Source organism: Aquimarina litoralis, from assembly GCF_019295435.1.
Classification (GTDB): domain Bacteria; phylum Bacteroidota; class Bacteroidia; order Flavobacteriales; family Flavobacteriaceae; genus Aquimarina; species Aquimarina litoralis_A.
Map to the genome: position 1 here is coordinate 31,023 of NZ_WEKL01000016.1, position 24,770 is coordinate 55,792.

At 32.4% G+C, this 24,770-nt stretch carries 21 protein-coding genes; 14 read left to right on the forward strand and 7 right to left on the reverse strand.

Features of this window, described 5'->3' with window-relative positions; all coding sequences use genetic code 11:
* Positions 1–52: 52 nt before the first annotated feature.
* From GBO31_RS10415 to GBO31_RS10435, 5 genes are read left to right on the forward strand one after another with little or no spacing between them, the layout of a single operon-like run.
* Positions 53–523, forward strand: a complete 471-nt coding sequence (locus GBO31_RS10415; protein WP_219008280.1) for a hypothetical protein — start codon at positions 53–55, stop codon at positions 521–523.
* Between the two features lie 30 nt (positions 524–553).
* Positions 554–1,516 (forward strand): leucine-rich repeat domain-containing protein, encoded by a 963-nt coding sequence (locus tag GBO31_RS10420; protein WP_219008281.1) that lies wholly within the window; start codon positions 554–556, stop codon positions 1,514–1,516.
* 14 nt (positions 1,517–1,530) lie between these two features.
* The gene (locus GBO31_RS10425) at positions 1,531–2,415 is read left to right on the forward strand and encodes a hypothetical protein (protein ID WP_219008282.1); all 885 of its coding nucleotides are present in this window, start codon (positions 1,531–1,533) and stop codon (positions 2,413–2,415) included.
* Positions 2,416–2,451: 36 nt separating this feature from the next.
* A complete protein-coding gene (locus GBO31_RS10430) occupies positions 2,452–4,434 on the forward strand; it encodes a tetratricopeptide repeat-containing sensor histidine kinase (protein ID WP_219008283.1) in 1,983 nt (660 codons plus the stop codon).
* Positions 4,431–5,066: a response regulator gene (locus tag GBO31_RS10435; protein ID WP_219008284.1), complete on the forward strand. Its 636-nt coding sequence runs from the start codon at positions 4,431–4,433 to the stop codon at positions 5,064–5,066. Before GBO31_RS10430 ends, GBO31_RS10435 begins: the two co-directional genes overlap by 4 nt.
* Before the next feature lie 112 nt (positions 5,067–5,178).
* On the opposite strand, the gene GBO31_RS10440 is transcribed toward GBO31_RS10435, so the two are convergent.
* Both GBO31_RS10440 and GBO31_RS10445 read right to left on the reverse strand, forming a co-directional pair.
* Complete coding sequence (locus GBO31_RS10440) at positions 5,179–5,571, reverse strand: hypothetical protein (protein ID WP_219008285.1); 393 nt, start codon at positions 5,569–5,571, stop codon at positions 5,179–5,181.
* 196 nt (positions 5,572–5,767) lie between these two features.
* Positions 5,768–8,029 (reverse strand): fibronectin type III domain-containing protein, encoded by a 2,262-nt coding sequence (locus GBO31_RS10445; protein WP_219008286.1) that lies wholly within the window; start codon positions 8,027–8,029, stop codon positions 5,768–5,770.
* A gap of 165 nt (positions 8,030–8,194) precedes the next feature.
* Between GBO31_RS10445 and GBO31_RS10450 the strand changes: the two genes are divergently transcribed.
* Positions 8,195–9,073 carry a DoxX-like family protein gene (locus GBO31_RS10450; protein WP_219008287.1) on the forward strand — a complete coding sequence of 293 codons (879 nt, stop codon included), beginning with the start codon at positions 8,195–8,197 and terminating at the stop codon, positions 9,071–9,073.
* 38 nt (positions 9,074–9,111) lie between these two features.
* On the opposite strand, the gene GBO31_RS10455 is transcribed toward GBO31_RS10450, so the two are convergent.
* Positions 9,112–12,339: a M36 family metallopeptidase gene (locus tag GBO31_RS10455; protein ID WP_219008288.1), complete on the reverse strand. Its 3,228-nt coding sequence runs from the start codon at positions 12,337–12,339 to the stop codon at positions 9,112–9,114.
* Positions 12,340–12,818: 479 nt separating this feature from the next.
* Here GBO31_RS10455 and GBO31_RS10460 point away from each other — a divergent pair, with 479 nt between their 5' ends.
* The 8 genes from GBO31_RS10460 to GBO31_RS10495 all read left to right on the forward strand — a co-directional run bounded on the left by GBO31_RS10460 (position 12,819) and on the right by GBO31_RS10495 (position 19,210).
* Positions 12,819–13,301 (forward strand): YdeI/OmpD-associated family protein, encoded by a 483-nt coding sequence (locus tag GBO31_RS10460; protein WP_219008289.1) that lies wholly within the window; start codon positions 12,819–12,821, stop codon positions 13,299–13,301.
* Positions 13,302–13,313: 12 nt separating this feature from the next.
* A complete protein-coding gene (locus GBO31_RS10465; protein ID WP_219008290.1) occupies positions 13,314–13,919 on the forward strand; it encodes a hypothetical protein in 606 nt (201 codons plus the stop codon).
* A 98-nt stretch (positions 13,920–14,017) separates the two neighbouring features.
* The gene (locus GBO31_RS10470) at positions 14,018–14,533 is read left to right on the forward strand and encodes a hypothetical protein (protein ID WP_219008291.1); all 516 of its coding nucleotides are present in this window, start codon (positions 14,018–14,020) and stop codon (positions 14,531–14,533) included.
* 9 nt (positions 14,534–14,542) lie between these two features.
* Positions 14,543–15,286: an LVIVD repeat-containing protein gene (locus GBO31_RS10475; protein WP_219008292.1), complete on the forward strand. Its 744-nt coding sequence runs from the start codon at positions 14,543–14,545 to the stop codon at positions 15,284–15,286.
* Between the two features lie 86 nt (positions 15,287–15,372).
* Positions 15,373–15,975, forward strand: a complete 603-nt coding sequence (locus tag GBO31_RS10480) for a superoxide dismutase family protein (protein WP_219008293.1) — start codon at positions 15,373–15,375, stop codon at positions 15,973–15,975.
* Positions 15,976–16,080: 105 nt separating this feature from the next.
* Complete coding sequence (locus GBO31_RS10485) at positions 16,081–16,611, forward strand: RNA polymerase sigma factor (RefSeq protein WP_219008294.1); 531 nt, start codon at positions 16,081–16,083, stop codon at positions 16,609–16,611.
* Positions 16,612–16,613: 2 nt separating this feature from the next.
* Positions 16,614–17,414, forward strand: a complete 801-nt coding sequence (locus GBO31_RS10490; RefSeq protein ID WP_219008295.1) for an anti-sigma factor — start codon at positions 16,614–16,616, stop codon at positions 17,412–17,414.
* Positions 17,415–17,626: 212 nt separating this feature from the next.
* Positions 17,627–19,210: a hypothetical protein gene (locus GBO31_RS10495; protein WP_219008296.1), complete on the forward strand. Its 1,584-nt coding sequence runs from the start codon at positions 17,627–17,629 to the stop codon at positions 19,208–19,210.
* Between the two features lie 61 nt (positions 19,211–19,271).
* On the opposite strand, the gene GBO31_RS10500 is transcribed toward GBO31_RS10495, so the two are convergent.
* From GBO31_RS10500 to GBO31_RS27185, 4 genes are all read right to left on the reverse strand, one after another.
* Entirely contained in the window at positions 19,272–20,243 is a 972-nt protein-coding gene (locus GBO31_RS10500) for a hypothetical protein (RefSeq protein WP_219008297.1), read from the reverse strand.
* 202 nt (positions 20,244–20,445) lie between these two features.
* Complete coding sequence (locus GBO31_RS10505) at positions 20,446–22,677, reverse strand: TonB-dependent receptor (protein ID WP_219008298.1); 2,232 nt, start codon at positions 22,675–22,677, stop codon at positions 20,446–20,448.
* A 27-nt stretch (positions 22,678–22,704) separates the two neighbouring features.
* Positions 22,705–23,997 carry a tetratricopeptide repeat protein gene (locus GBO31_RS10510; protein ID WP_219008299.1) on the reverse strand — a complete coding sequence of 431 codons (1,293 nt, stop codon included), beginning with the start codon at positions 23,995–23,997 and terminating at the stop codon, positions 22,705–22,707.
* Between the two features lie 155 nt (positions 23,998–24,152).
* Positions 24,153–24,767 (reverse strand): DUF4331 family protein, encoded by a 615-nt coding sequence (locus GBO31_RS27185; RefSeq protein ID WP_219008300.1) that lies wholly within the window; start codon positions 24,765–24,767, stop codon positions 24,153–24,155.
* Positions 24,768–24,770: the final 3 nt, after the last annotated feature.

Sequence of the window (24,770 nt, forward strand, 5' to 3'; positions counted from 1 at the left end):
TCACTTTCATAAATCTTTACATAACAATCAAATTTTAAAATTGGATAAAACAATGAAAACATTAACAAAAATTTCAGCAATTTACCTATTTACGTTGCTATGCAGCTGTAGTAGTGACAACGATGATAATCAAAGTATTAATAATACTCCTCCAACACTAACCAAGGAACAGCTTAGCGGAACCTGGATAATCAGTTATTTCGAAAATCAAATAGATAAAACCTCGGATTATGAAGGATTCCGCTTTCTATTTAACGCTATTGATGATGTGGAAGCAGAAGTAGAAGATTTTAACATCGACGGAAAATATGATCTGTTCAGTGATGAAATTAATGGCCAGACCTATACTATAGTTGATATCTCTTTCAGAGAAGACAGTTCATCCGCAATAGTAAATAATCTACTTATTGATCTCATAGAAGAATGGATAGTTACTGCTATTACAGATGATGGAACTACTATAAAGTTTGAAGAACGCATTAGTAATAACCCTCCAGAAATTCTTCATCTCACTAAACTTTAAAAAACAAAATAACAATAAATAATAATTATCATGAAAACACCTATATTTAGATTCGTTTTCCTAATATCTTTGATACTATCTAGCTGCTCTAAAGAAGATATTTTATCGCCTGAACAAGAAGATTCATCTTCATATATATTAAATAATAATGATTTAAAATCCAGCAATAGCGATTATCTAAAAATTCAACTGAAGGTATTATATACCATAGTTGAACAAAACCCTAATAACTCTTTAGGCTGGATATTTAGTGAATCTGATTTTTACGCAACCGATATAAGTAATTTTTCTGGAGTTGTTACTAATCCAGCGGGGCAAATTATAGTCCTAAACCTACAAGATAAGAATTTAGACATTTTATCTCCTCAAATACACTACTTAACATCTTTAAGCCAATTATTTATTGGTAGTAACAATATTACTCATTTACCAAATGAAATAGGAAAACTTACCAATTTACAATACTTAGATGTAAATTTTAATGAATTAACTGCGCTACCGACTTCTTTAATTAACTTAGAAAATTTAAGGTGGTTATCGCTATCATTTAATAATTTCCAAACCATTCCTGAAGTAGTATTAAATTTAGAGAAGTTAGTTGGATTAAATTTATTCTGGAATGATATTTCCGTAATTCCAAATGGCATTTATAAGTTAAAAAACCTAAAAGAGCTAAATCTAGCTAGAAATCAAATCACTACTATTCCTGTAAACATTTCTGCTTTAAGACAACTAGAAAAATTGTATTTAGATCGAAATCAGATTACTAGTTCAAATTCGAATCAATATTTAGGTAAGCTTTATAATTTAAAAGAGCTGAAACTAAATAGTAATAATTTAACTTCAATTCCTTCTCAATTTAAATATCTGCAGCAACTTGAACTAATAGATATATCAGATAATCAAATAACCACTATTCCGCAAGACGTATGCGATTTGGAAAATCAAAATGATACAATTATTCAAACTGACTCCAACGTAAGCTGCCAATAAAAAACCAATCAATCATGAAAACTAGAATAACAACAATCTTATTTTTAATAACCATGTTTACAATACTTAATGCTCAGCAATTACAAACTGGTATTGTCCAGTATCCCGAATATGGAATACAATTTACTATTCCCAATGGATGGTTTGGTAAAGAAATGAATGAAGGATATGCTATGCAATCAAAAACTGAAACAGGACTTGTTATGCTTCTCGTAAATGAATTAACCTCTATAAGCGCACTTAAAGAAGAATTTTCAAAAAATATCACGGAAGAAGGTATTGTACTTAGACCTGAAAATAATATTCAAGTAAAAACAAATTATGTAAAGGGTTATTATACCGGAACTGCTGATGGAGAAACTGTAAAAGTATTAGCATATGGTTGTCTTAATCCTTATGGCAATGGTGTTACTGCTATGATAATGGCAAGAACTAATGATTTTTCAAAAGTTCATGAAACTACTCTTTTAAAAATAAAAAACAGCTTAAAGCTTACAAAACCTAAAGTGAATGAAAGTTTTAACGCAGCCATATGTACGCGTGAGCTTGGTGGGAAAAGATTGAAACATGAAAAGAATACCTTCTCTCCAGGCGGTGTTGGTGGTGTTAGCGGTAGTTATAGTATCACTAGAATTATAGACTTATGTCCATCAGGTAGATTTACGTATTATGGTGGTTCAAATGTTTCTGTGGAGAGTGAAAATGCGCATGGATATAGTGGAGGTACTAATGATAATCAAGGTAAGTGGGAGTTTAGAGATGAAGCCGGAAAAGTATTGTTGTATTTGCATTACAACAATGGAGAATCTAGATACTATCATTTTACTTATGGTGAAGATGGTGGTACCTATTTAGATAATACCAGATATTACCGCTTAAACACTAATTGCAATTACTAGGATTCTCATATTTGGAAAAAGACTTATTTTTAATGTATGTACTTCTATAAATTATATAATTTATCATTAATAGTCACACTATGCTTTTGTTTTAATTCCAATGCGCAACAAGCAGAAAAACTAGACATTTACAATATTTATAAAAAGGACTTATTAAAATCGATAGATTATTGTGATAGCATTCTAAAAAGTAAAACTTCAAATATTTCAGAGATAAAACGATACAAAGCTTTAGCTCAGATGCAGGCTATAAGTTATGATAGTGCATACACTACCTTAAGATCTATAAAAGAAACGGATGGTAATAACAAAGATAGAATCAAACAATTACTAGTTTTAAGTGGTTTGGAGGTATATAAGGGTCAATTTAATGAATCTTTTGAGACACTTGCTATAGCAGATAGTTTATCTCAAAGTATTGATGATAATGAATTGAAAGCAGAAGTTTTATTAGCTAAGTCTACTTATAATAATCAGCGATTTTCGCAGTATGATGTTGCATCTGGTTATTTGTTTGATGCTTTAGAGGTTCATGATGATATTACTACATCGGTAACAAAAAGAATTTATATAAAACTAGCTTATCTACTACAACTAAATGATTTTGCTTCTCAAGGGTATGAATACTTAGATAAGGTAATCTCGCAAGCTGAAAAAGAAGAAGATTTTGGAATTCTAGCGCAAGCGCATTCTATTTATGTATTGCTTTTACATGATGAATCTAGTATTAAACATTTCAAAAAAGCTGAATATTATGCTACTATTCAAAAGAATAAACTGCAACTTGGCTATTTGTATGTAAATCAAGCTAACGTACTTGCTTCTGATGAGATTCAAGACTATGTAGCTGCTCTTGATTATTATCATAAAGCAAGAATATTATTCGAAAAACTCAATAGCCCTAATGGTACACTTGGCACACTGATTAATTTATCATGGTTTTTCTCTGGTGAAAAAGACTATCAAGATTCTGCTTACTATTATACAAGTTCATTAGAAAAAATGGCAAAAGCCTATAAAGTAGAGAATATACATCATCACATTTATTATGCATATTCTGATTTCTATGAACTCAAAGGAGATTATAAAAAAGCTTATGAATATTATGTCAAAGCAAATAATGAAAATGAAAAATTATATAGTGACAATATTCAAAATGCGCTACTTTCAGGAAATAGTGCATACAGACTTAAAGAAAAAGAGTTACAAATAGCGCTTAAGGACAATGAGATCTTAAAACAAGCATCGGAAATAGAAAGAAGTGCATCTAGAAATAAGTTAATGACTGCACTTGCTATTTTTTTATTATTAATTACACTATTAATTTGGTTTCTATACCAGCAAAGACAGAAAAGAAAAGATCAAGAAATTGTGGCGTTAAAAAGAGAACAGCAAGTAAAAACTCTAGAATCTTTAATAGAAGGAGAAGAAAAAGAACGTCTACGCGTTGCCAAAGAATTGCATGATGGTATTAATGTCGATCTATCCGCTATAAAGTATAAGCTCACTTCATTGTTGGAAAAAAACAATGAAGTAATTAATGAAGCGGTCTCTATGATTGATAAGTCTTGTGAACAAGTAAGAGCCATTTCTCATAACTTAGTACCACCAGCGTTAAAGAACTTTAGTTTGGTAGAGACCCTACAAGATTATTGTAGTACTACCAACAGTATTCATGATCAAGAAGTTTCGTTTCAAACAATTGGTGCGATAATAGAAATCCCAAAAAAAGCAGAAGTTAATGTTTTTAGGATTGTACAAGAGTTGGTCAATAACAGTTTGAAACATGCAGAAGCCTCAGAAATTCATGTTCAGTTAAGTTATCAGGAAGGTAATACAATTCAATTGACGATAGAAGATAATGGAAAAGGGTTCAATACAGAAGAGATTACCAAAAATGGTATTGGATTGGCAAATATTAATTCCAGAGTAGCTTATTTAAACGGAAAACTAGATGTAACATCAGATACAAAAGGAACATCCTATGTAATTGATATTAACACTGAACAACTAATATGAGAACTAAAATTGCTATAACAGACGATCATAAAATTGTGTTACAAGGTATCCAAACAATGCTGGAGAGCACTGATGAAGTTACAATTGTTGGGCTTTATACCAATGGTAAACAAACTCTAGAAACTATATCAAAAGACAATCCTGACATATTATTGTTAGACATCAACTTACCAGATATTAATGGCATACAATTATGTAAACAACTAAAACAATTACAATCCAAATTAAAAATCATAGCCATTTCTAATTATGACGAAACTTCCTTTATAAAACGTATGTTGAGTAATGGCGCCGATGGATATCTATTAAAAAACACGGATAAATTAGAACTATTATCAGCTTTTAAAACTGTTTTAGAAGATGGGAAATATATTCAACGAGATATTGAGAAAAAACTACTCAATGAATCTTTAGGAATGAAAACTTCTAAAGGTTCTTTGGTAAAATTAACTCGAAGAGAAAAAGAAGTATTAGAAGCTATCGCTGAAGAATTAACAACTCAAGAAATCTCAGAAAAACTATTTGTAAGTGTAAAAACAATTGAAACACATCGAATGAATATCATGAGTAAGTTAGGAGCAAAAAATAGCGTGGGTATTATTAAAAAAGCAATTGAAAAAGGACTATTATAAGGTCATATTGTTTATTCAAATTCACGATAAATCTCAAAAAATAAAAAGGGAAGCAATACAGGACTCACGCTTCCCTTTTCCCATTATGAAAAGTATAAAAATTCTTTAGGTTTTATTCAGACCAATAGCTTAAAGTTACTTCAATCCAACCTTCTGGTGTTTCATTTTCTCCACTTACTTCTACGATCGCCGAGGAAGCACCATCAAAATAACCATCACGAGCATCAAATCTATATGTCCCTACAGGAAGACTCTCAAAAAGCCCCACTTCATATCTGGAATCAAAATAGATTTCACCTGTTTCAAGGTTGGTAGCTCCATAACCTGGCAATGTACTTGCAGGAATTTCTTGACCAGACCACTCATCCACTAATTTTATAACTACATCAAATCGAACATCACTTTTTTCCTCAATCTCTAGGATCTGATCCTTAGTTTGTTCTGTTTCACATGATACAAAAAAGTGAACAACCGATACTAATAAGATATACTTAATCAATTTCATTATTCATTTGTTTTAAGAGTTTCAAACAAAGTTCTGAATTAAAAGCTGAGTATCGATTATCGAATGATTATCAAAATGTTATCTAATAAAGTTTATCGACATAATCCTATATCAAATAGGTAGAAACATAAAAATCACTAACCATAATAAAGGTTAGTGATTTTCATAAATAATATTTTAGTATAACTCGTGAAAGCTACTGTTTTACCAATCGTTGTGTTCTGATGATTTTTCCATGATCATCACTTATGGACAATATATAAATTCCTGATTGCTGTATAGTGTTAATAACAACTTTATCGTCTGAATTATCATCCAAATTTTTATTGTACAAGACTTTCCCTGCTAAATCATATATCTTAATTTGATATTTACGATTTATCTTTTTAGAAGTTGTAATATAAATCTCATCCTGGAAAGGATTAGGGTATATATTAAAAATCGTATCATCTTCTAACGGAGGAAATATAATGTTGGAAGTCTCTATTGCCCTTCTTGTTGTACCACAAGCACCAAGATTTGTCCAACCAGAAGCAGTGCGCTCGAATAAATAACCTTGATACGTCACCTTATCTCCTACTGCATAACTTATACCACTTTGCCAAGGTGAAATCCCTAAACAAATATCTACTGGGTCCGAACCTCCGTCAGTAGTATATTCTACAATTAATCTAGCTGCTTTTCCTGCTCCTCCTTCATAAGAATCAGCAACTCTTTTTGCAGAAGTACTTGTTAAACTTACTCCTCTTCCTCTGACAATAAAAGTTGCACTGTTTCCTGAGGACCAATTACTTTTATTTACCAATTGCTGAATCATATTTTTTAAATTCGGAGTTCGTTGTCCTGAACCACTTTGTCCACTAGACCATGAATTTGGATTCCAAACTACTTTATTTGAGAATACAGCTCTATTAGAAACATTGTAATCACTAGTACTAAATGCTGAAGAATTACTACTATCATGCAATGCTATTTCTAATTCTGCACTAGCACTATTACTTTCATCTGCTGTAAATTGTAAATATGCATTCGTAATAGTTACCTCTTTGGGTAATGCCAAGGATCTAAAACGAAGACCAACAACCTGATTCCCTGCGTTACTATGACTATCATATACCAATTCTAGATCACTACTATTGGTATACATATCTCCGTTTTGTCTTTCTTCTACATCATCGCTTCCACTAGTAATTGCCACTTCTATACGTCCATTATCAGGATCTACCGTAGTTCCTCTATTAATAGTCACCACACTTCCATTAGAAGGGTTCCAGATATCCAAATTGGTTGGAATCTGAAAAACATTGTTGTTAGAGACCGAACCAACCTGCGAAGCATTATCTACTCTGATAGTTCTTGTTTCAATCTTATTCTCATCAACGAAAATCCATTTAAATTGATTGAACCGAGCAGAATTCCGAGTCCAACTTTTATTATCATTATTAGATCTCAATGGTGCTCCCCAACATCCTTCTCCAGCATATACAGTTCCGTTTTGATTATCTCTAACAAAGCCTTCATCATTACCAGATCCTGTAGTAGGTCTCACAGGCCAAGTAGTTTTTACCGTATGCGCATCACACTCAATAACTAATTTCACTCCTTTATCATAAAACAATTGTGCCCAATTATTATATTGACTATATCCCTCTGATTTATACGAAACATGTGGACGCATGGGTTTATGATATTGCGCCATTTTCCAAATTACATTTGCATTCGCATTCAGGTCATTTCGTAACCAAGTTGTTTGATTACCAGAGATAGAAATCTCCGTATTCAATGTATACGTTCTTATCAAGTTATCTCCAAAAGTTAACGCATAATATACACTTGAGGATGGAGTGTCAAACAAATGGTAAACACTATTATTACTATCTTCATGATTTCCTCTTGTTGCTACAATTGGAAACATTCTACCATCAGACGCAGTTGTTAATTGCCAATCATTGAACCAGTCCCTCCATTGACTATTAGTATCATCATCAGTCATATCACCTCCAAATAACACAGCGTGAGGTTTCAATTTAGCCACCAACCTATTGGCATTTTGTCTTGGTGTTCTATTATTTCTCGAATCTCCACCAGCAATAAAGGATAATCTACTTTTATCAGCAGGTGCAGTTTTAAACCAAAAACGTTCACTGGTTCCTTGACTATCTCTAATCACAAAATAATATGCAGTATTAGGTTGTAAACCAGTAAGTCTAGCAAAAGTATTATTCATTCCTTTATAAGAAACCGTTCTGTCTGGCGTCTTTGTAAATGGATAACTGTTATAATTAGTTCCGTAATCTGTAGTTCCATAGTATACGGTTGCGTTACTCCCCGAATATTGATTCCAACCGATAACAATCGATGTAGCAGGATTACCCCTTAAAGAGAGACGGTATTTATCATTTGAGGCATGGAGTTGTAGCCCACAAACTACTAAAAGTAGTGTAATAAGTTGTTTCATTTGGTAATATGATTAAGTTAGTTTACTCAAAGTTACATTATATAATTGTGTTAATGATCAGTAATTATAAATTCTTAATTAATACTTAATTTTATCACTTCAGCTTAGAAAAAAGATAACCATCATTTTACAATCAATTAACATTTCACTACGTTACTTTGCACAATGAAAACCAATCAATCTCAACTACTCCTTAAAGCCTGTGTTTTTCTTATTTTTATTGGTAGAGCTTACCAACATCTATTTTGGGATGCGCCATATCGTACTTTTTTTTGGGATGAATCTACTCTCAAACCCATTGTTGAAGGATTATTCAATGTTCCTTGGCAAGAATATGTAACAAGTATTCATACAGACGATATGATTCAAACTGGTATAAAAATCAACGGAATCCTCTATTCATTAGCTGCTATTTCTTCACTTTTAATTAATAAAAACAATCTTAAATGGTCCCGAATACCAATAATCATTGGTGGAATTAGCTTAGTTATTTTAACCCTATTGATGACCAAAGAAAAGTTTTATCATGTTGCCCAGTTTTTCGAGCATAGCATTCAATTTGGTTTGCCTTTTGTTTTACTTTATTTTTATTCTCAAAAGTTTCATTTAAAGCGATTTGTAACCACACTTAAAATACTCATTGCATTTACTTTCTTCTCTCATGGTTTATATGCCTTTGGGTTTTATCCCGTTCCTGGAAAGTTTGTAGATATGGTAATACAAATACTCGGATTTAGCGAAGAAAATGCTATAACATTTTTATATATCGCTGGTATATTAGATTTTATAATTGCTGTCTTTATTTTTGTTCCAAGACTTCAGAAATATTCATTATGGTATGCATTTACTTGGGGGCTATTAACAGCCTTTGCCAGAATTGTTGCCAATTTTTATTGGGATTTTCCTCTTCAATCTGTCCATCAATACATACACGAAGTTCTATATCGCCTACCACATGGATTAACTCCATTACTAGTACTTATGCTTCTAAAAATAACTCCCTATTCTAAATTTATAAAACAAAGAGAACCGTCTTATCATTAAAACGGTTCTCCTAACTAACTTAAGATTATAAATCTAATCTACTTGATTATAAATCTTTGTGTTTCTCCTTGAACTTTTAATAAATACATACCAGTATCAAGGTTTCCAACATTAATAGTTTTGCTTCCACTTACGGTTCCTTGTCCTACAATTTGACCAATCATATTCATAATTGAATATGTAGTATTTGAACTTTTAGCATTATCGTTCATTGAAAGCTGAAGTACACCTCCACGCTGTAATGGGTTTGGCGAGATCGTAAATACTGAAATACCTTCTTCATCTTCATTTCCTAAAATCGGAGTAGTTGGTCCAAAATCAGCTATAACCGCTGCCGATCCACCACAAGATCCTTCATAAATCTTAACATTAGAGAAAATAGAATTATTTCCAGATCCAGCATCATTGTCATTAATAAAGACTAATCTATCCATACTTCCTGTATAGAAAGTACCAACAGGGATCGTATATGTAGTAGTTCCACCAGAGTAATTATCAAAGTTGGTTACTCCGTAGTTCTGAGTACCATGAACTTTGAAATATCTACTAGAAGTTAAGGAATTATCATTCTCAAAACCAACTGCATGAATTTCTCCTTGAGAAGTACTACTAAACTCAAATTCTATCACTGTATTCGCAGTAACTGTGTAATCAAGTGCTATAAACTTCCAAGTATTATTTGTTAACGATAAACCAGCTCCTCCACTCACAATTGAAAAATTCCCAGCAGCATCTTGATTAGAGAATGACGTAATTGTAAAAGCATTAAAGTCGATTGAATCACAAGTTGGGTCTGGAGGAGTAGTTCCATCCGTAATGCTTAAATCATCAATCGTAACATCTCCTTGCCAACTTGACCCTGTTACTGTATTCAATCGAAGTTGTACACTAGCTTCACCAGCATATGCGGATAAGTCAACATTTGCCGTATTCCAGTCACTACCTTGTGCTCCAGATCTACTGAATACACTTACCCAATTACCTGTATTATCCGTTCTAGCCTCAACATCAAAAGTTCCGATTGCACTACCAACCATATGATATTGGAAACTTAATGTTGGTGAAGTCAATCCACTGAAATTTAAACAAGGGGAATTTAGAATAGCTCTCTTATTAGGATATCCTGTTCCATTACCAGAAGCTTCTACATAGATATAAGAATTTCCATCCACAGCGCTGCTTGGTCCAGTTCCATTAGAAGGAGTTCCATTTGAATCTACAGTCCAATCTAGGTCATCTGTTGTTACCTGAGACCAATCTCCTATAGATCCTTCAAAACTTTCACTATATGGGAATGAAGCGATATCTCCAGAACATTCATCTCCACCAGGTCCAGGTCCACCACCATCACAAGGATTATCAAAAGAAACTGTTTGATCGGTTTGTCCATTAGAACCTCCATTATTATTTTCATTAGCTCCTTGACCAACACCACGCTCTGCGAATGCCTTCCAAATTAAACACTCATACTGACCTCCATATAAATCTTGATCAGCCTGCAGGATCCCATCTCTACCAGAAACGAAACCAGGATTATTAGCAGTGTTTTTTAATCCTTCAGTTACTAATGCTAAAGCTATATTATTTCCTCCTGTACCATTATAAAAATCTGGATCGAATCCTTCAGCATCGATTAGTGCCCAAGTCATATCCCATAAAATAGTTGCGAATGCGTATCCTACTCCATGTGGTCTTGCCAAACCTCCTATATCTGCATAATCAGTATCATTAATAGATCTATCAATAGAGTATCTTGTTGGACGAATCCCTGCTCCATCAGGAGCTTGACCTAATACATAAGAACCTACACCTCTTCCATCTGTGCCTACATCTCCTGCTTTCATAGTCAACATCAATCCAAAATAATCAGACCATCCTTCTCCCATTTGCTCAGAACCTCCAAGCACATTTGAACTTGGTCCTCCAACTAATCTGATAGAAATTCCATGTCCATATTCATGAACAATAATTACATTATCAAAATCACCATCTCTACCAGGATTTGTTTGATTCCATAGGAACATCTGCATACGTGGATTTCCTCCATCACCAGGAGTTGAGAAGTTTGCATTATTAGTTCCACTCCCATCTTGCGCATCTGCATTTACAGAATCGCTTCCTGCTCCACCTCTACCATAATTATTTTCTTGGAAATTTCCACTAGCTTCATCAAAACCGTATTGATAGAAAATATCATGAATTACATTATTCCAATAAAACAAGTTCGTAATTGCAGCACTACGATAAGTGCTTGGTTGTTGTGTTAAATCCACTGGATAATTAAAATCTAAACTAGCTCCAGCATCTGGAGAAAAACCAGTTCCATTATTTCCATTACTATCATCTTGCGCCCAAACATTATTACCACGCGTAATAGTAAACTCAGCTCCTGCACTACCATTGGTATCATGCCATCCAAAAGGTGAAGCAGTTGCATCAGCTGGATCAGTAATAATAGAACGACCTCCATGAATCGGAGATTCTACAGGAAGTGGATACACATTGTATGAATCTGGTGCAAAAGATGTCATTGCCTTAGCTTCTGCTTCTGTTGGTGCTGTTGGAATAGCAGCTCCAAATAGCACAGATTTTCCATGATCATGAGCATCATGATTATGAGCTGCATGATTTCCATCCCCAAAACTACAAGAGATCACCCAATCTTCTGTGTGTAAGATTTTACCTGTAGAAGCGTCTACATTGGCATTCCACCAGTGCTGTCCGTCTTTTTGATACAAGCTAACTTTCCAAGTAAGAACTAACTGATCCTCATGTTTGATGTATACTTGTTTTGCTTTGATAGGTTCTAATGAAATTCCTGAATTTTCATATATCCAATTCCCTTTCACCTTGGTATTCGATTTTGTTAATACAGGAGTTCTCAGATTATGAGCTCTTGCCACATTTATAATCGCAGTTTCTGGAGAAAGAGAAGCTTTAGTAGAAGTTACTTTAGACTTTACATCTTTAACAAATTGATCAATCTCCCAAGTAACTTCCTGACCATTTTTTACAGTAAGCTTATATGTGGCATACTGAATGGGGATCTCGTTATGAAGCTGTTGGATATAAACGTGTTGAATCGCTGGGTTCAATGAAGGAACAACATCTGTTACCTTCCACTCAGAAACATCGTCTGTAGTAAGAGCCGACTTAGCCGTCGCGCCGTTAAGATGGTTTTTAACAATTCCATCCATGATGTTTTGTGCAAACATTGCTTGCCCCACTAGTAATGTCAGTAAGACAAACGAGTACATTTTTCTCATATGTATAAATTTGAATTTGTGTTAATTAAAGTTAACAAAAACCTAAATATTTCTTACACATATCCAATAACACTGAAATAAATTTACCAATTTGTCATTTTTGTTGAATTTTCTTCATTAAAAAAAATCAACTCAACTTATCAAACTACCAATTGTTAGTTAGCCTACATAAACACTAGAGTTTTGAAAATATTAACATAGTAGTTCTTAATACGTTCTGATAATCAGAAAAATAACTATCCCTTTCTTCAATTACGGTATACCTGTAGATATTTTTTTGTTTTTTTTTGAAAAAACAAGCTTTTTTCACGCTTTTTACTACCATTTGACTAACAAATCAAAAAAAACATTAAACAACTTATTCCGGTAGAAAATATTCAAGCTCAAAATATTTCTATATTTTTGAGTATGACGAATAATCTTAGCTTGTTATTTGTTATAAAGTCAAAAAATCTTGTGTGGATTTAAAAATAAAGTCAATGAAAAGTGCTGTTTTTGAAACTAGTTTGCAGTCAACCCATAGTATATTAATTCCTCAAGAAATAGTCACTCCATTCCTTCAACAAAATCAAAAAAGAGTAGTTGTTGAAATTAGCTTTGAAGAGCAATCAATCCAATTTCATGCTGCGTTACTAAAAAGAAAAGACATCTTTTTTATAATGTTTAGTCAAAAAAAACAAAAAGCATTAGGTATTTTTCCTAGCGATTATTTTCAGGTACAACTTTTCGAAGATACATCAAAATATGGAGTAGAAATGCCAGAAGAATTTGAAGCTGTATTACAAAGTGATCCTGAAGCTTCGGAAATTTTTGAATCTTTCACGGATGGAATGAAAAGAAGTCTCATTTACTTCGTATTACAGTATAAAAATTCGCAAACAAGAATAGACAAGTCCCTTATTATTACCGAAAATATAAAACTAGGAATCCGAGATAAAATGCAAATCATCAAAAAAATATAAACAATAAAGACTATGCCGGAGAACAATCACACTAAAGGTATCCATTTTGGTGGCAGCATACAGGAGTATTTATCAATTGGATATGTTTTTTTATTGGTTTTAGGGGTCGTAAGCTATTCCATATATTATGGATTAATAGGTATTAATATTATTAGTTATTCTAATATTTCTGATATTTTATTAAGTCCTGTGATTATATTTACCAAAGGTATTGTTGTTCCACTTGCCATTATCGGTTTTACCATAATCGTTTATCTCATTCTTTACTTTTCGAGTAAGAATTCTTTAAAGAGAAAGGAGCAATTAATTGCAAAAATAGGAGAAGAAAAATACCATAAACGCTTATTGCAATTAAAAGGTATGAAATCCATTTTTCCTGCAATTATTTTATTTAGCTTTTACATCGGTTATGCGTTAGGTGGAGGTGCAAAAACTAGAGATAAAATTAAAAATAAAACGTACAAAGCTGACCATACTGTTACATTTGTAGATAATGAAACATTAGATATTAAAGTCATTGGCCAAAACAGTTTATACATATTTTATGTTTTAGAAAATTCTTCTGAAATCCTTATTTCGCCATTTGAAGGCAACATAAAAAAATTAAAAAGGAAATAACAACAGTAGGCATCTTATATGTAAATAATAAGGCTTGCTGAAAATAGGTAACGCAACCTTTTTAAAATCATTTCATCTTTTAATCAAACAATCAAAAGATGAAAAAAACAAAAACACTTCTATTAGGTCTCTTCCTAATTTTTCTGCAAAGCTGTTGTCCCTTTTTAGCGGATTGCAATGACGATGATTTTATTATAGAATCTGGATCTCAATATGAACCTATTTTATTAGACCGTACTGATTTTGAGAATTCAGTTGCTTTAAAAGATCCTATTACAATTACTACTTCGGGAAAAATCTATATTAAGGATAATCTTCTTTTTATAAATGAAGTACATAAAGGATTTCATATATATGACAATAGTGATCCAGCATCTCCTATTCCTATTAAATTTTTAGACGCTTCTGGATCTACAGATCTTGCCATTAGAGATAATATGATTTATATCAATCAAGCTACTGATCTAATAGCTGTTGAATATGACGATGCAAACGGTATTACGCTAACCAAAAGAGTGGTTAATGTATTTCCTGAAATTCGATCTCCAGATGGTTTTTTACCATTTGATATTCCGGAAAATAATGTAGTAGTAGGTTGGACACTAATCAATTAAAAAAATACCATGAAAAAATACATTTATATGATTCTCACTTCATTTATAATATTTAATTGTGATTCTGATTCCTCAAATGATTCAGTCCCTTCCGATTCTGATGGTCAAGGAGGTTCTTTAGCTACCTTTACCCTAGTAGGTGACTACCTATATACAGTGGATAATACAGATTTAACTGTGTTTAATATAACTGATATTAAAGATCCAGTACAAGTAAACACAATTCCTATTGGATTTGATATCGAAACGCTTTTTAATTATAAAGATTACCTATATATAGGTTCTAGAAATGGTATGTTTATTTATGGGTTAACCAATCCTGAGTTTCCTCAAAAATTATCAGAAGTAGAACATTTTACAGCTTGTGACCCTGTTATTGCTAATGATACACATGCCTATGTAACCCTACATTCAGATACATTCTGTGGTAATAGTATAAATTTATTAGAAATATACGATATCACAACAATTACAGAACCTGTTTTAGTAAGCTCCAGAAATCTTTCTTTTCCAAGAGGTCTAGGATTATATGGGGATTTTCTAATTGTTTGTGATGATGAAATCAAAGTTTTCGATGTTTCCAATCCTACAGAATCCAATCTGGTTACTTCTGTAAACAAAAAAGCATTCGATGTAATTATTTCAGGGGATTTACTGATTGCTATTGGTGAAACTGGACTATATCAATATAGATTAAACGCTGATAATAATACCGGAATTAGTATCACACAATTAAGCACAATCCAGATATAATAAGATTTAAAAACCTCTTAAATCCTTTGCAATCAGAGAAAACAACGTTATATTGGGAATATCTTAACGTAACAAACCCTGAAATTATGAGAACTATTTATGCGATAGTACTTATTTTTCTATCTATTACCATTGTCAGCTGCAAAGGAGATAAGAATGCAGGAAAGGAATATGAAAAAAAGGTAAATGAAGAAATTTCAAAAGAGACTATCGACGAAAAAGAGGAAATTAAAGAATCCAAAACATTAGCGATTTCATTAATTTCAAAAAATGAAAGTAAAGCTTCTGGAAGTGTAACTTTTACGGAAGAAAGCGGATTAGTAACTATGGTAGCCCATATAGAGGGATTACCGGAAGGAACGTATTCTATTAATATTTATGAAAAAGATGATAATTCTTCAGAGGACAGTTCTGCTACTAGTAATGATTGGTATCCAACGATTGAATCATACGAAAAATGGAAGACTGTAGAARGATATTTAAAAGGTGATGTAGGTAATTTTAAAGCTAATTCTGACGGAAAAGGTGCAATCACATTCGCGACCAACGAATGGTGCATGGGATGTAGATATAAGGATAAAAACATCATAGGAAAAATAATTATTGTACATCAAGGAACAAATGATTTATCATCAGAAAGATCAAAAGCTACCATAAATATGATAAGCTGTGGAGGAGTAATTCAATAATTATCATATAAGAAACATATACAAAAGGGCATTTTAGAACTATCTATTATGCCCTTTTCTTTTTTATAGAAAAGCAGTACATTCGTAAAACGCGAAACCATCTATATGCAGCCTGAAGAATTAATTTTTCAATTACAACAAAAAAATGAAAAGGCCTTTCAGCGCATTTATGAGATGTATTCTGAAAACGTATTTGGTATTATCTATAATATCCTAAAAGATGAAACACTTGCAGAAGAAGTGTTACAAGATGTATTCATAAAAATATGGAATAATGCGGACTCCTACTCCCCAAAAAAAGGACGCTTTTTTACCTGGATACTAAATATTGCAAGAAATGCAGCTATTGATAAAACAAGATCTACTGCTTTTAAAAATTCCAAACAAAACCAAACCTCGGATAATTTCGTAGATATATTAGAACAAAAAAGTAGTTTTTCCAGTAAAATGGATGCAATTGGTATTAAAAAGTATATAGAAATACTAGAACCGATTTGTAAAAAAGTGATTGACTTACTATTTTTTAAGGGATACACGCAAAAAGAGGCTTCAGAAGAATTACAAATTCCTATTGGAACAATTAAAACTCGGAACAGAATTTGTATTAATAAATTAAGAGAGGTCTTAGCAGAATAATTATGGATATTGAAAAATACATATCATCTGGAATATTAGAGCTTTATGTGTATGGAGCACTCTCGGAAAAAGAGAATGCAGAAGTATATCAAGTTTTAAAAGAATATCCTGAAATTGAGGAAGAAGTAAGAGCGATTGAAAAATCACTCCTACAACTATCCGCTTCCACTGCACCTTATAATCCAGAAAGTGTATTCAATTCAATAAAGGATAAATTAAGTTCTGGAGATATTGAAGTAAAAACCATTCCTATACATACGAAACGAACCAAATGGACTTCCTATATTGGTTGGGCTGCGTCTATTGCGTTATTAATTGGATTATTTATTCAGTTTACTAAGAATAAAGAATTACGACAACAAGTTGTAGAATCTCAGATAGAGCAAAACTTATTAGAAGGAAAACTTAATGTGATTGAAAATGATTTATCTAACGCTAAATCATTATTAAGTGTTCTTCGAGATAAAGACATACTTCAAATTCCGTTAGAAGCTCAAAAAGTTGATCCTAGTGCTTATGCTGCAGTGTATTGGGATAAAGAAAAACAAACTGCTTATATTGATGTTGCAGGGTTACCAACTCCGCCGCCAGGAAAGGTATATCAGGTATGGTCTTTACAACTTGATCCACTTACTCCAACTAGTCTTGGTATTCTAGACAAATTTACAGAAGATGAAACCAAAATATTTTCTTTAAAAAACACGAACGAATCCGAAGCCTTTGGTATCACATTAGAGCCAGAAGGTGGAAGTGAATCTCCTACATTAGAACAATTATATACTTTGGGTACTGTTGCTTCTTAACGTAACTAAAAAAGTATCCTATCCAATCGTAACAACTTCTAATTTTAATGCACAACATCTAAAGAAAAATGTTGTCTTTTTTTCATCATAGTCATTCTAAAAATCACGTATAAATACGGTGCTTTTTAATGATTTTTTTGGGGTAATTTTAGTCTAATTAGATCTGTTTTTTTGAAAACTTGTCTACCTAAAATTAACTAAATAACTAACATATGAAAAAATCATCTATTAATGTATTAGGAATACTTATTATCCTAGCGATAACTATTATTTCTTGTAATCAAAAAAGCAAAAAAGAATATATAACTGACTCCGCAATAGAAGATTCAGAGACACAGTTGGCCGAAGTAATGCCTATGAATACAAAACTTCCAGCAGACGTTTTAAAATCTTGTACGGTAGGATCAACTGATTTCAGTTCATGGTTCAAGTCTAAAAGTGTAACAGAGAATGGTATTGTAACACCTGCAAATAGTGTAACTTTTACTCATCAGAATAACTGTGATTTCTACAAATGGTCAGAACAAATGTTTCTTTGGATGACTTCTCCAATTAAAGAAGGAGATTATAGTAGTGGAACAGTAATCGCCTCCCCCTCTTTCTACACAGTTTCTCCCATTGAAATTGTTAATAATACTAAAGAAAGAAAATTAATCCCTCATGCACCAGGACAATTAATAACTGCTGTTGCAAATACACAAAAAACCGATCCAATGATTGACTCTGAAGAAGGGCAAGCAACCGATGATGTATTAATTGCTCAAAAAAATGGCTCTCTCTTATACTATATTACTATGGTGAATGATGTATACGCAAAATTTGTGCTTGGTGCTAAAACCAAACAATTTAGTGATAATGAATTCCCTACAACTCAATCTCAACTTAATGAAATTGAAAAATTTGCAGATAGTATTGGCCAACCATTAAAAGATCCAGAAACCTTAGCTATAGAAATTAAAACTTCTTGGATAGAAACAGATGGATTAACCAATGTCGATGACTATATTACTATGGATGCCATCATTCCTACCTATACAAAAACAGATACCTTATGGACACCAAAAGGATCCAAAACATCAAAGCTAGCATTAGTAGGCGTACATATTGTTGGTAGTACTGCTGGACATCCTGAAATGGTATGGGCAACTTTTGAACATGTAAATAACACTCCTAATTTATCTTACGCATATTTGGATACTTCTAAGCAAGAAAAGACAGTAAACGCTGATACTGGAAATGATTGGTTGTTAAACAATGATAGTGCAAGCAATGTATATAATAAATCACATATGAAATATGAAAATGGAAATATCGTAGCGAACACCAAAACAAGCCCTACCCAAACCATAACCGCTAGCAATACCAAAATGACTAAACCTTGGGGAGTAGCAAATTCTGGAGTACCAAATCCCGAGAACGCAACGGTTGCAGCTTCTAATAGTCAGATTATATCCACTAATAATAGTGTTTTAAGCCAATTAGCACCAAATGATTTACGAAAGAACTATATTTTCATTGGAGCTACTTGGACAGATAACGGTGCTGCACCAACCGGAAAAAGTTATTCGGTTAAAGATACGTTAACTGCGCCTGGTGTTGCTATCGGAACTAGCCAATTAGCAAATAGCACTATGGAAACCTATGCACAAAATGGAGCTACGTATTCTCAATATGGTAGTTGCTTTTCTTGTCATTCAAACGGGCAAACACCAGGTTTACTACCTGTAGATTTGAGCCATGTGTATAAAGAAATAATGGCAGGATTAGTCCCTGAAGAAGAGGCAAAAACTCCATAAATCAAAATATCAATAAAAAAATAAATGCCCTTATCAAATATAACATCTTGATAGGGGTTTTTTAATCATCAAAATCTCCACCACCACCTGTGGGAAGATCATTTATAAAATCGTCAAAATCTAAAACATCAACAAAATCTCCAGAAGGCATTGATACATCCACATCTAAAAGTGCTCTTACCGAGAACTCAGAAACCTCTGTTGTTACATGAATATTGAGATCTACGCCTTTTTTTAATATTTGAAGTCCGAAATTCAACCATTTATTTTTAGCAAGCTTTTCTAGATCGCTTTCCTTTTTTATGGTTGAGTCTTTTTTCCGTAATAATTTTCTAGCAAATTGATCTAAAGCCTTGGTTTGTTTTCCCTTTATAATAGAATCATTACTAATCTCAGAAAACGTAAGTTTAGATTCAGATTTAAGAGGAAAATTAATTTCTTCTGGTAGGTTCATAAAAATCATTTCTAAAAGCTCTCTCTTCACTTTGATGTCTTTAGAATCAAAAACATCCTGATTTAAAAAATCTGAATCATCGTGATACCTTGTAAAGTCTGAAGTAAAACTTTGAATAACGGTAGAATCTTTAACTTGATGAATTAGTTTATACTCCGGTAATAGTTCAAAAGTATGATCTACGGGAGATGGAATACCATTGGGAATGGTTTTAGTTACTAGATAAGATTTATACTTTTCAATACTTAATGTATGTTTATTTCTAACATTACTAAATTTATCTGCATAGTACATTGTCACACTATCTTTTTCAAGATCAATAATAATTCCTGCATAATTATCAAGAACACTATACACACCTCCCCATTTTTGTTCTCTTTTTATTTTATTTTCAGAAATATAATAGGTGGTATGCACTTTAGTTAAAGCTCCGTACAATCCTCTTGTCTCTGACAATTTAATTTCCCCTTCAAAATAGGGTCTGGTATCTTCTTCTTTAGGAGTTTTAGAAGAGTTACAAGAAAGGAATAGGATACTAATAAAAATAAAACTAGATAAAAGACTTTTAGAACTAGGCATCGATTGTACATTATGGAAATTAATCAAAGATATAGAATTGGTGCTTTTTTTAAACCCCAGTTTTCGGTGAAACACAGTTCTTAATTTTAGCTATAAGAAAAAGCCTGTTCGTGATTATACAAACAAGCTCTTTCTAACAACATCAAAAAACAAAACCAACTAACTCACATAAGTATTAATTTTTCTTTATCATAATTATTTTTTAGAATCTATAGGTTATACCGGCTTTCGCAAAAAATGGTGTTCCTGGTGTAAAATGAATCTCTTCTACTGATTCGGTTTCGTTTGCCAATCTAGATTCTGTAGCAAATTGGGTTTCATTCCATTCTGTATCCAATAAATTTTCCACACTAATCGAGAAGTCAAACTGCTTCCATCGATAATTCAATGACATATCGATTACTGTATATCCTTCGGCTACAATACTATTATCCTCGTTAGCTGCTCGATCTCCTAAATATCGATATCGAAGACTTCCTGAGAAATTATTAAAATTCTCTATACTAACTCCTCCTGTAGCAGTAATCTTTGGTGCTAAGGGAATATAATCTTCCCCATCAAGAGCCTCAATACTTCTAGCACTTGTATATGTAAAATCTGTGTCTAGAAACAACCAATCATTTAATTGATATCTACCACTAAAATCAACTCCGAATCTTCTTGTTTTTCCACTTGGTTCTACTATTCCTTCATCTCCAACATAAACAAACTCTTGTTCTAAACCTAAATACCATAATGTTGTATTTAAAAACATTTTTGAAAAAGGTTTCCAATTAAATCCAACATCTATTCCATACGATTTCGGTAAGATATCTTCTCCATTTTGGGCTACTACTACTCTGGTATCATTGCTATGAAATCCTATTCCAGACTTAGCAAAAAGCTGTAAATTATCAGTTGGATCATATTCAATACTTAGTTTAGGTGAAACGATAGCTTTGGTTTGTGACTGTATTTGAAATGGTGTTAACAGTGCATCTTCATACACATATTTAAAATAGTCTAAGCGTATTGCTGGTGTTATTCTGAATTTCCCAAAGTCAACTGTTGCATCCCCAAACGCATATGCATTTGTTTCATTTACATTCCCTAAACTTATATTTTCTAAAGTTTCATTTCGATTTACAGTTCGAGATAATTCATTCCCTTTTACAGCATCATTTCTAAGGCCTATTCCACCATGAAATTCTACTTCTACTTCATTCCAATATTTTTTAGAACTAAAAACACTATTAAAACCAAACAAATTTCTTTGTTCTTTTTGTCTAATTTGATCTCCATTAACTGGATCATTTAAGAAGAATGTAAAATTAGAGTATAGTTCAAAATCATATAATGAATAAAATACATTCGTTCTAAAAGAGCTATTGTCTCCAATAAACTTATCATAAATGAAATTAAAATTAGTTCTTGATGTATTACCTCCTTCTGTATCATCTATAGCTCCAAATCTCGAAATTAATCCTTGAGTTACTGCCCTATTTGGTATTTGTCCAGAGGCATCCCATCTGCTTGTAAAATGAGATGCAGAAAGAGAAATCTTATCTGTATCTCGTAGCTGAGTAGTATATTTTCCCACAAGATTGATCCTATTAAAATTCTGAGGAGAATTAAATGGACCATCGCTTTCTAAATACTCTACTGCTACGATTCCTTTTTCCTTAGGAGAAGCTTCTAAGAAATTAAATAACCCTACTGTTCTTAAAGTATTGAATTTTCCTGCTTCTACTTTAATTTGATTATTTTCAAAACTTTCTTTAGTATTAAATGCCACATAACCTGCAGTATTAAAATTTCCTTGATCAGCAGTATATGAACCTTTCCCAAAACGGATGTTATGTATTGTTTCTGGAATAATAAAATGTAAATCTGAATATCCTTGTCCATGTGCATGTGATACCATATTAACTGGTATACCATCTACCGAAATTGAAACATCAGTTCCATGATCCACATCAAAACCTCTTAGAAAAATCTGCTCCGCTTTTCCTCCTCCTGCATGTTGACCAATAAACAAACCGGGGACTTTCTGCAATAACTCCTGAGAAGAGTTTACAGGATTGATTTTCATGTCTAATTTATTGATCAATTGTAGTGGATTAATTTCTTGTTTTAAAATCAACTCATCCAACTGGAAGATTTTATTTTCTAATTCTATTTTAATACCGTTTTCTATGTCTGTTTTTTTCAAAATGACATTCTTAGTTTCGAAACCTAATAATCGGATGGTTAGTGTATCACCTACCCGTACATTTGCAATCGTAAAGATTCCGTTTTCTAATGTATGTGTATGATTTTCGGTTTCATTACTATAGATGTATACCTCTGAAAGAGGAGTATCTAACATATCGACAACCTTTCCTTTCAGGGTTTGATTTTGGGCATAACTACATACACCGAATATCAGTGAAAGTATTACTAGAATATTTTTCATGGTATATTGTTTAGACCTTTAGATTGTTTATAGGGTAGGTATTTCCTGTGATACAACTGGACCTAATTCATAACTACTTTCGATTAGTTCTTTGATAATCGGATCTGCTTTTTCTGACAAATTATTTGCTTTATAAATCTGCGCAATATGAAGATTTGCAACTGGTTCGAAAGTTTTATCTATTATATATTTTTCAGCAATTTCTAGTGCTCTTTTATGTTCTCCTTTTAGGTTAAGTATATATGCTTTTAAATCATATGATTGTGGAGTAGGACGATTTTCTATTTCCTCATCTGCAATCATAAGAGCCTTATCGAATGCTTCATATTCTTCTGCTAATAGTAAAGCTGTATGGGTATTATACATACCTCCATATCGTTCATCTTTAACACTATTAATGTACTTTATCAGGTTAATCTTTTTAGCAATGTTATCTTTTTGATATTCTGCAATTTCAGCTTTCAAAAGAAAATAATCTGGACTTTGATGATTGGCAGTAATTGCATTCAAAATTTTCAAAGCTTCTTCTGGTTTATTTTCATAAGAGTATACTATCCAGGCGATTCCTTTTTTTGCATAAGCATTAGTTGGTTCTATTTCTAAAGCATTCAGATAGTGCTCATATGATTCCTTAATTCGTCTGGCATGACCATAATAATCGGCTAAATTTGTATATGACCATAATAATAAGTTTTCATTTTTACTGCTTTTTGCTATTTGTAATGCTTTCTCCATATTTCTTATGGTTGCATCTAAGTTTCCTTTAAAGTCATTCCATTTTGCTAAGCGAATTAAGAAGTTATAATCGTTTTGATTTGCAAATCTTTCTAGATATTTCTGAGCATTTTCATACTCTCCCAATTCCATAGATACATCAAAGAGTACCATTTCTGTAGCTTTCGTATTTGTTTTCAATAAATATGCCCCCATCGCAGCTTCCTTAGCTTCTATAAAACGATGTTGAGAAATATAATTATGAGCAAGCGCTAAAAGATACTTTGACTTTCCTACTGTGGCAATAGCAGCAGATTTAGTTAGCACTTTTTCTGCTAATTTTAGATATTCAATTTCTCCAGTAGATTCAAAAAGCTGAGAATACAAAGAAGCTACCGGTGCCAATGCCGTAAGTTGCAAACTATCCTTTTTTATTCTTTGATTCCAAAACTCAAGCTGTGAATTAATTTCATTATGGGTTTGATTTTGCTTTACAGTTAGATACCGTGTATACTCATCTGAGTTTGTAATAAGTTGATCTTTATCATTACAGGATAGCATACATAAACTTAATAGGATACCTATTGTATTTATTAGAATTTTCATGTCACTTGTTTTTTGATTTTGTTTTTTTGATATCACTTGTCATCCTGAGTCTACTTTACACGTCACCTTTGGGTATGCAAAGTCATTTGAGGGCTAACTTTTAGTGTTAAAAGACAGACTCAGTTTGACAGTAAATTGTGTTGATGTGTTTTATCTTAAGAACCGTGAGGTGCTTCTAAATATGGAAAAGAATTAGACGGTGTTTCTCCAGCATTGCTAACTCCATCGGTAACTAAAATTGGTAAATCTGGAGTACCATCATTATCTAAATCCTGACCATTAAATCGATCTCCGTTTTGACCTCCAAAAAGTAATATTAATGAAACATCTATTACATCATCGGTCAAAGTTCTACCTGTTAGTACATTAGTTCCATCAAAATATGTAGTAGGTGCATCTGGTGCTACTTGTAGAACATCTGATGCCAAAACCGTTGTTAGTGTTGTAATATCTAAACCTAGAATATTATTTTCATAAGTGACACCGAACGCTCCGTATAAGTTTGCTAATTGTGTTTCAAATAAAGACTGGAAAGCGTTACCTTGCTGAGAAGGAATCGTAACATTAAAGCTATTTTCAATATCTGGTGTAGCACTAAAAACCGTATTAATTCCTGGACGTCCCATTTGATCTTCCTGAGAAAATGTTCCTGAAAAATCTACCACTACTGGAGGATTAACTACTATAGCATCATCATCACTACTACAACTGGCAAATCCAAGCGTTAACATTAATATTGCCGATATATTTTTTAAATTATTAAGTTTCATAAT

Bases quoted from the DNA above. Each gene is read 5' to 3' on its own strand.
- GBO31_RS10415 (WP_219008280.1), top strand. From the start codon at position 53: ATGAAAACATTAACAAAAATTTCAGCAATTTACCTATTTACGTTGCTA.
- GBO31_RS10420 (WP_219008281.1), top strand. From the start codon at position 554: ATGAAAACACCTATATTTAGATTCGTTTTCCTAATATCTTTGATACTA.
- GBO31_RS10425 (WP_219008282.1), top strand. From the start codon at position 1,531: ATGAAAACTAGAATAACAACAATCTTATTTTTAATAACCATGTTTACA.
- GBO31_RS10430 (WP_219008283.1), top strand. From the start codon at position 2,452: ATGTACTTCTATAAATTATATAATTTATCATTAATAGTCACACTATGC.
- GBO31_RS10435 (WP_219008284.1), top strand. From the start codon at position 4,431: ATGAGAACTAAAATTGCTATAACAGACGATCATAAAATTGTGTTACAA.
- GBO31_RS10440 (WP_219008285.1), bottom strand. From the start codon at position 5,571: ATGAAATTGATTAAGTATATCTTATTAGTATCGGTTGTTCACTTTTTT.
- GBO31_RS10445 (WP_219008286.1), bottom strand. From the start codon at position 8,029: ATGAAACAACTTATTACACTACTTTTAGTAGTTTGTGGGCTACAACTC.
- GBO31_RS10450 (WP_219008287.1), top strand. From the start codon at position 8,195: ATGAAAACCAATCAATCTCAACTACTCCTTAAAGCCTGTGTTTTTCTT.
- GBO31_RS10455 (WP_219008288.1), bottom strand. From the start codon at position 12,339: ATGAGAAAAATGTACTCGTTTGTCTTACTGACATTACTAGTGGGGCAA.
- GBO31_RS10460 (WP_219008289.1), top strand. From the start codon at position 12,819: ATGAAAAGTGCTGTTTTTGAAACTAGTTTGCAGTCAACCCATAGTATA.
- GBO31_RS10465 (WP_219008290.1), top strand. From the start codon at position 13,314: ATGCCGGAGAACAATCACACTAAAGGTATCCATTTTGGTGGCAGCATA.
- GBO31_RS10470 (WP_219008291.1), top strand. From the start codon at position 14,018: ATGAAAAAAACAAAAACACTTCTATTAGGTCTCTTCCTAATTTTTCTG.
- GBO31_RS10475 (WP_219008292.1), top strand. From the start codon at position 14,543: ATGAAAAAATACATTTATATGATTCTCACTTCATTTATAATATTTAAT.
- GBO31_RS10485 (WP_219008294.1), top strand. From the start codon at position 16,081: ATGCAGCCTGAAGAATTAATTTTTCAATTACAACAAAAAAATGAAAAG.
- GBO31_RS10490 (WP_219008295.1), top strand. From the start codon at position 16,614: ATGGATATTGAAAAATACATATCATCTGGAATATTAGAGCTTTATGTG.
- GBO31_RS10495 (WP_219008296.1), top strand. From the start codon at position 17,627: ATGAAAAAATCATCTATTAATGTATTAGGAATACTTATTATCCTAGCG.
- GBO31_RS10500 (WP_219008297.1), bottom strand. From the start codon at position 20,243: ATGCCTAGTTCTAAAAGTCTTTTATCTAGTTTTATTTTTATTAGTATC.
- GBO31_RS10505 (WP_219008298.1), bottom strand. From the start codon at position 22,677: ATGAAAAATATTCTAGTAATACTTTCACTGATATTCGGTGTATGTAGT.
- GBO31_RS10510 (WP_219008299.1), bottom strand. From the start codon at position 23,997: ATGAAAATTCTAATAAATACAATAGGTATCCTATTAAGTTTATGTATG.
- GBO31_RS27185 (WP_219008300.1), bottom strand. From the start codon at position 24,767: ATGAAACTTAATAATTTAAAAAATATATCGGCAATATTAATGTTAACG.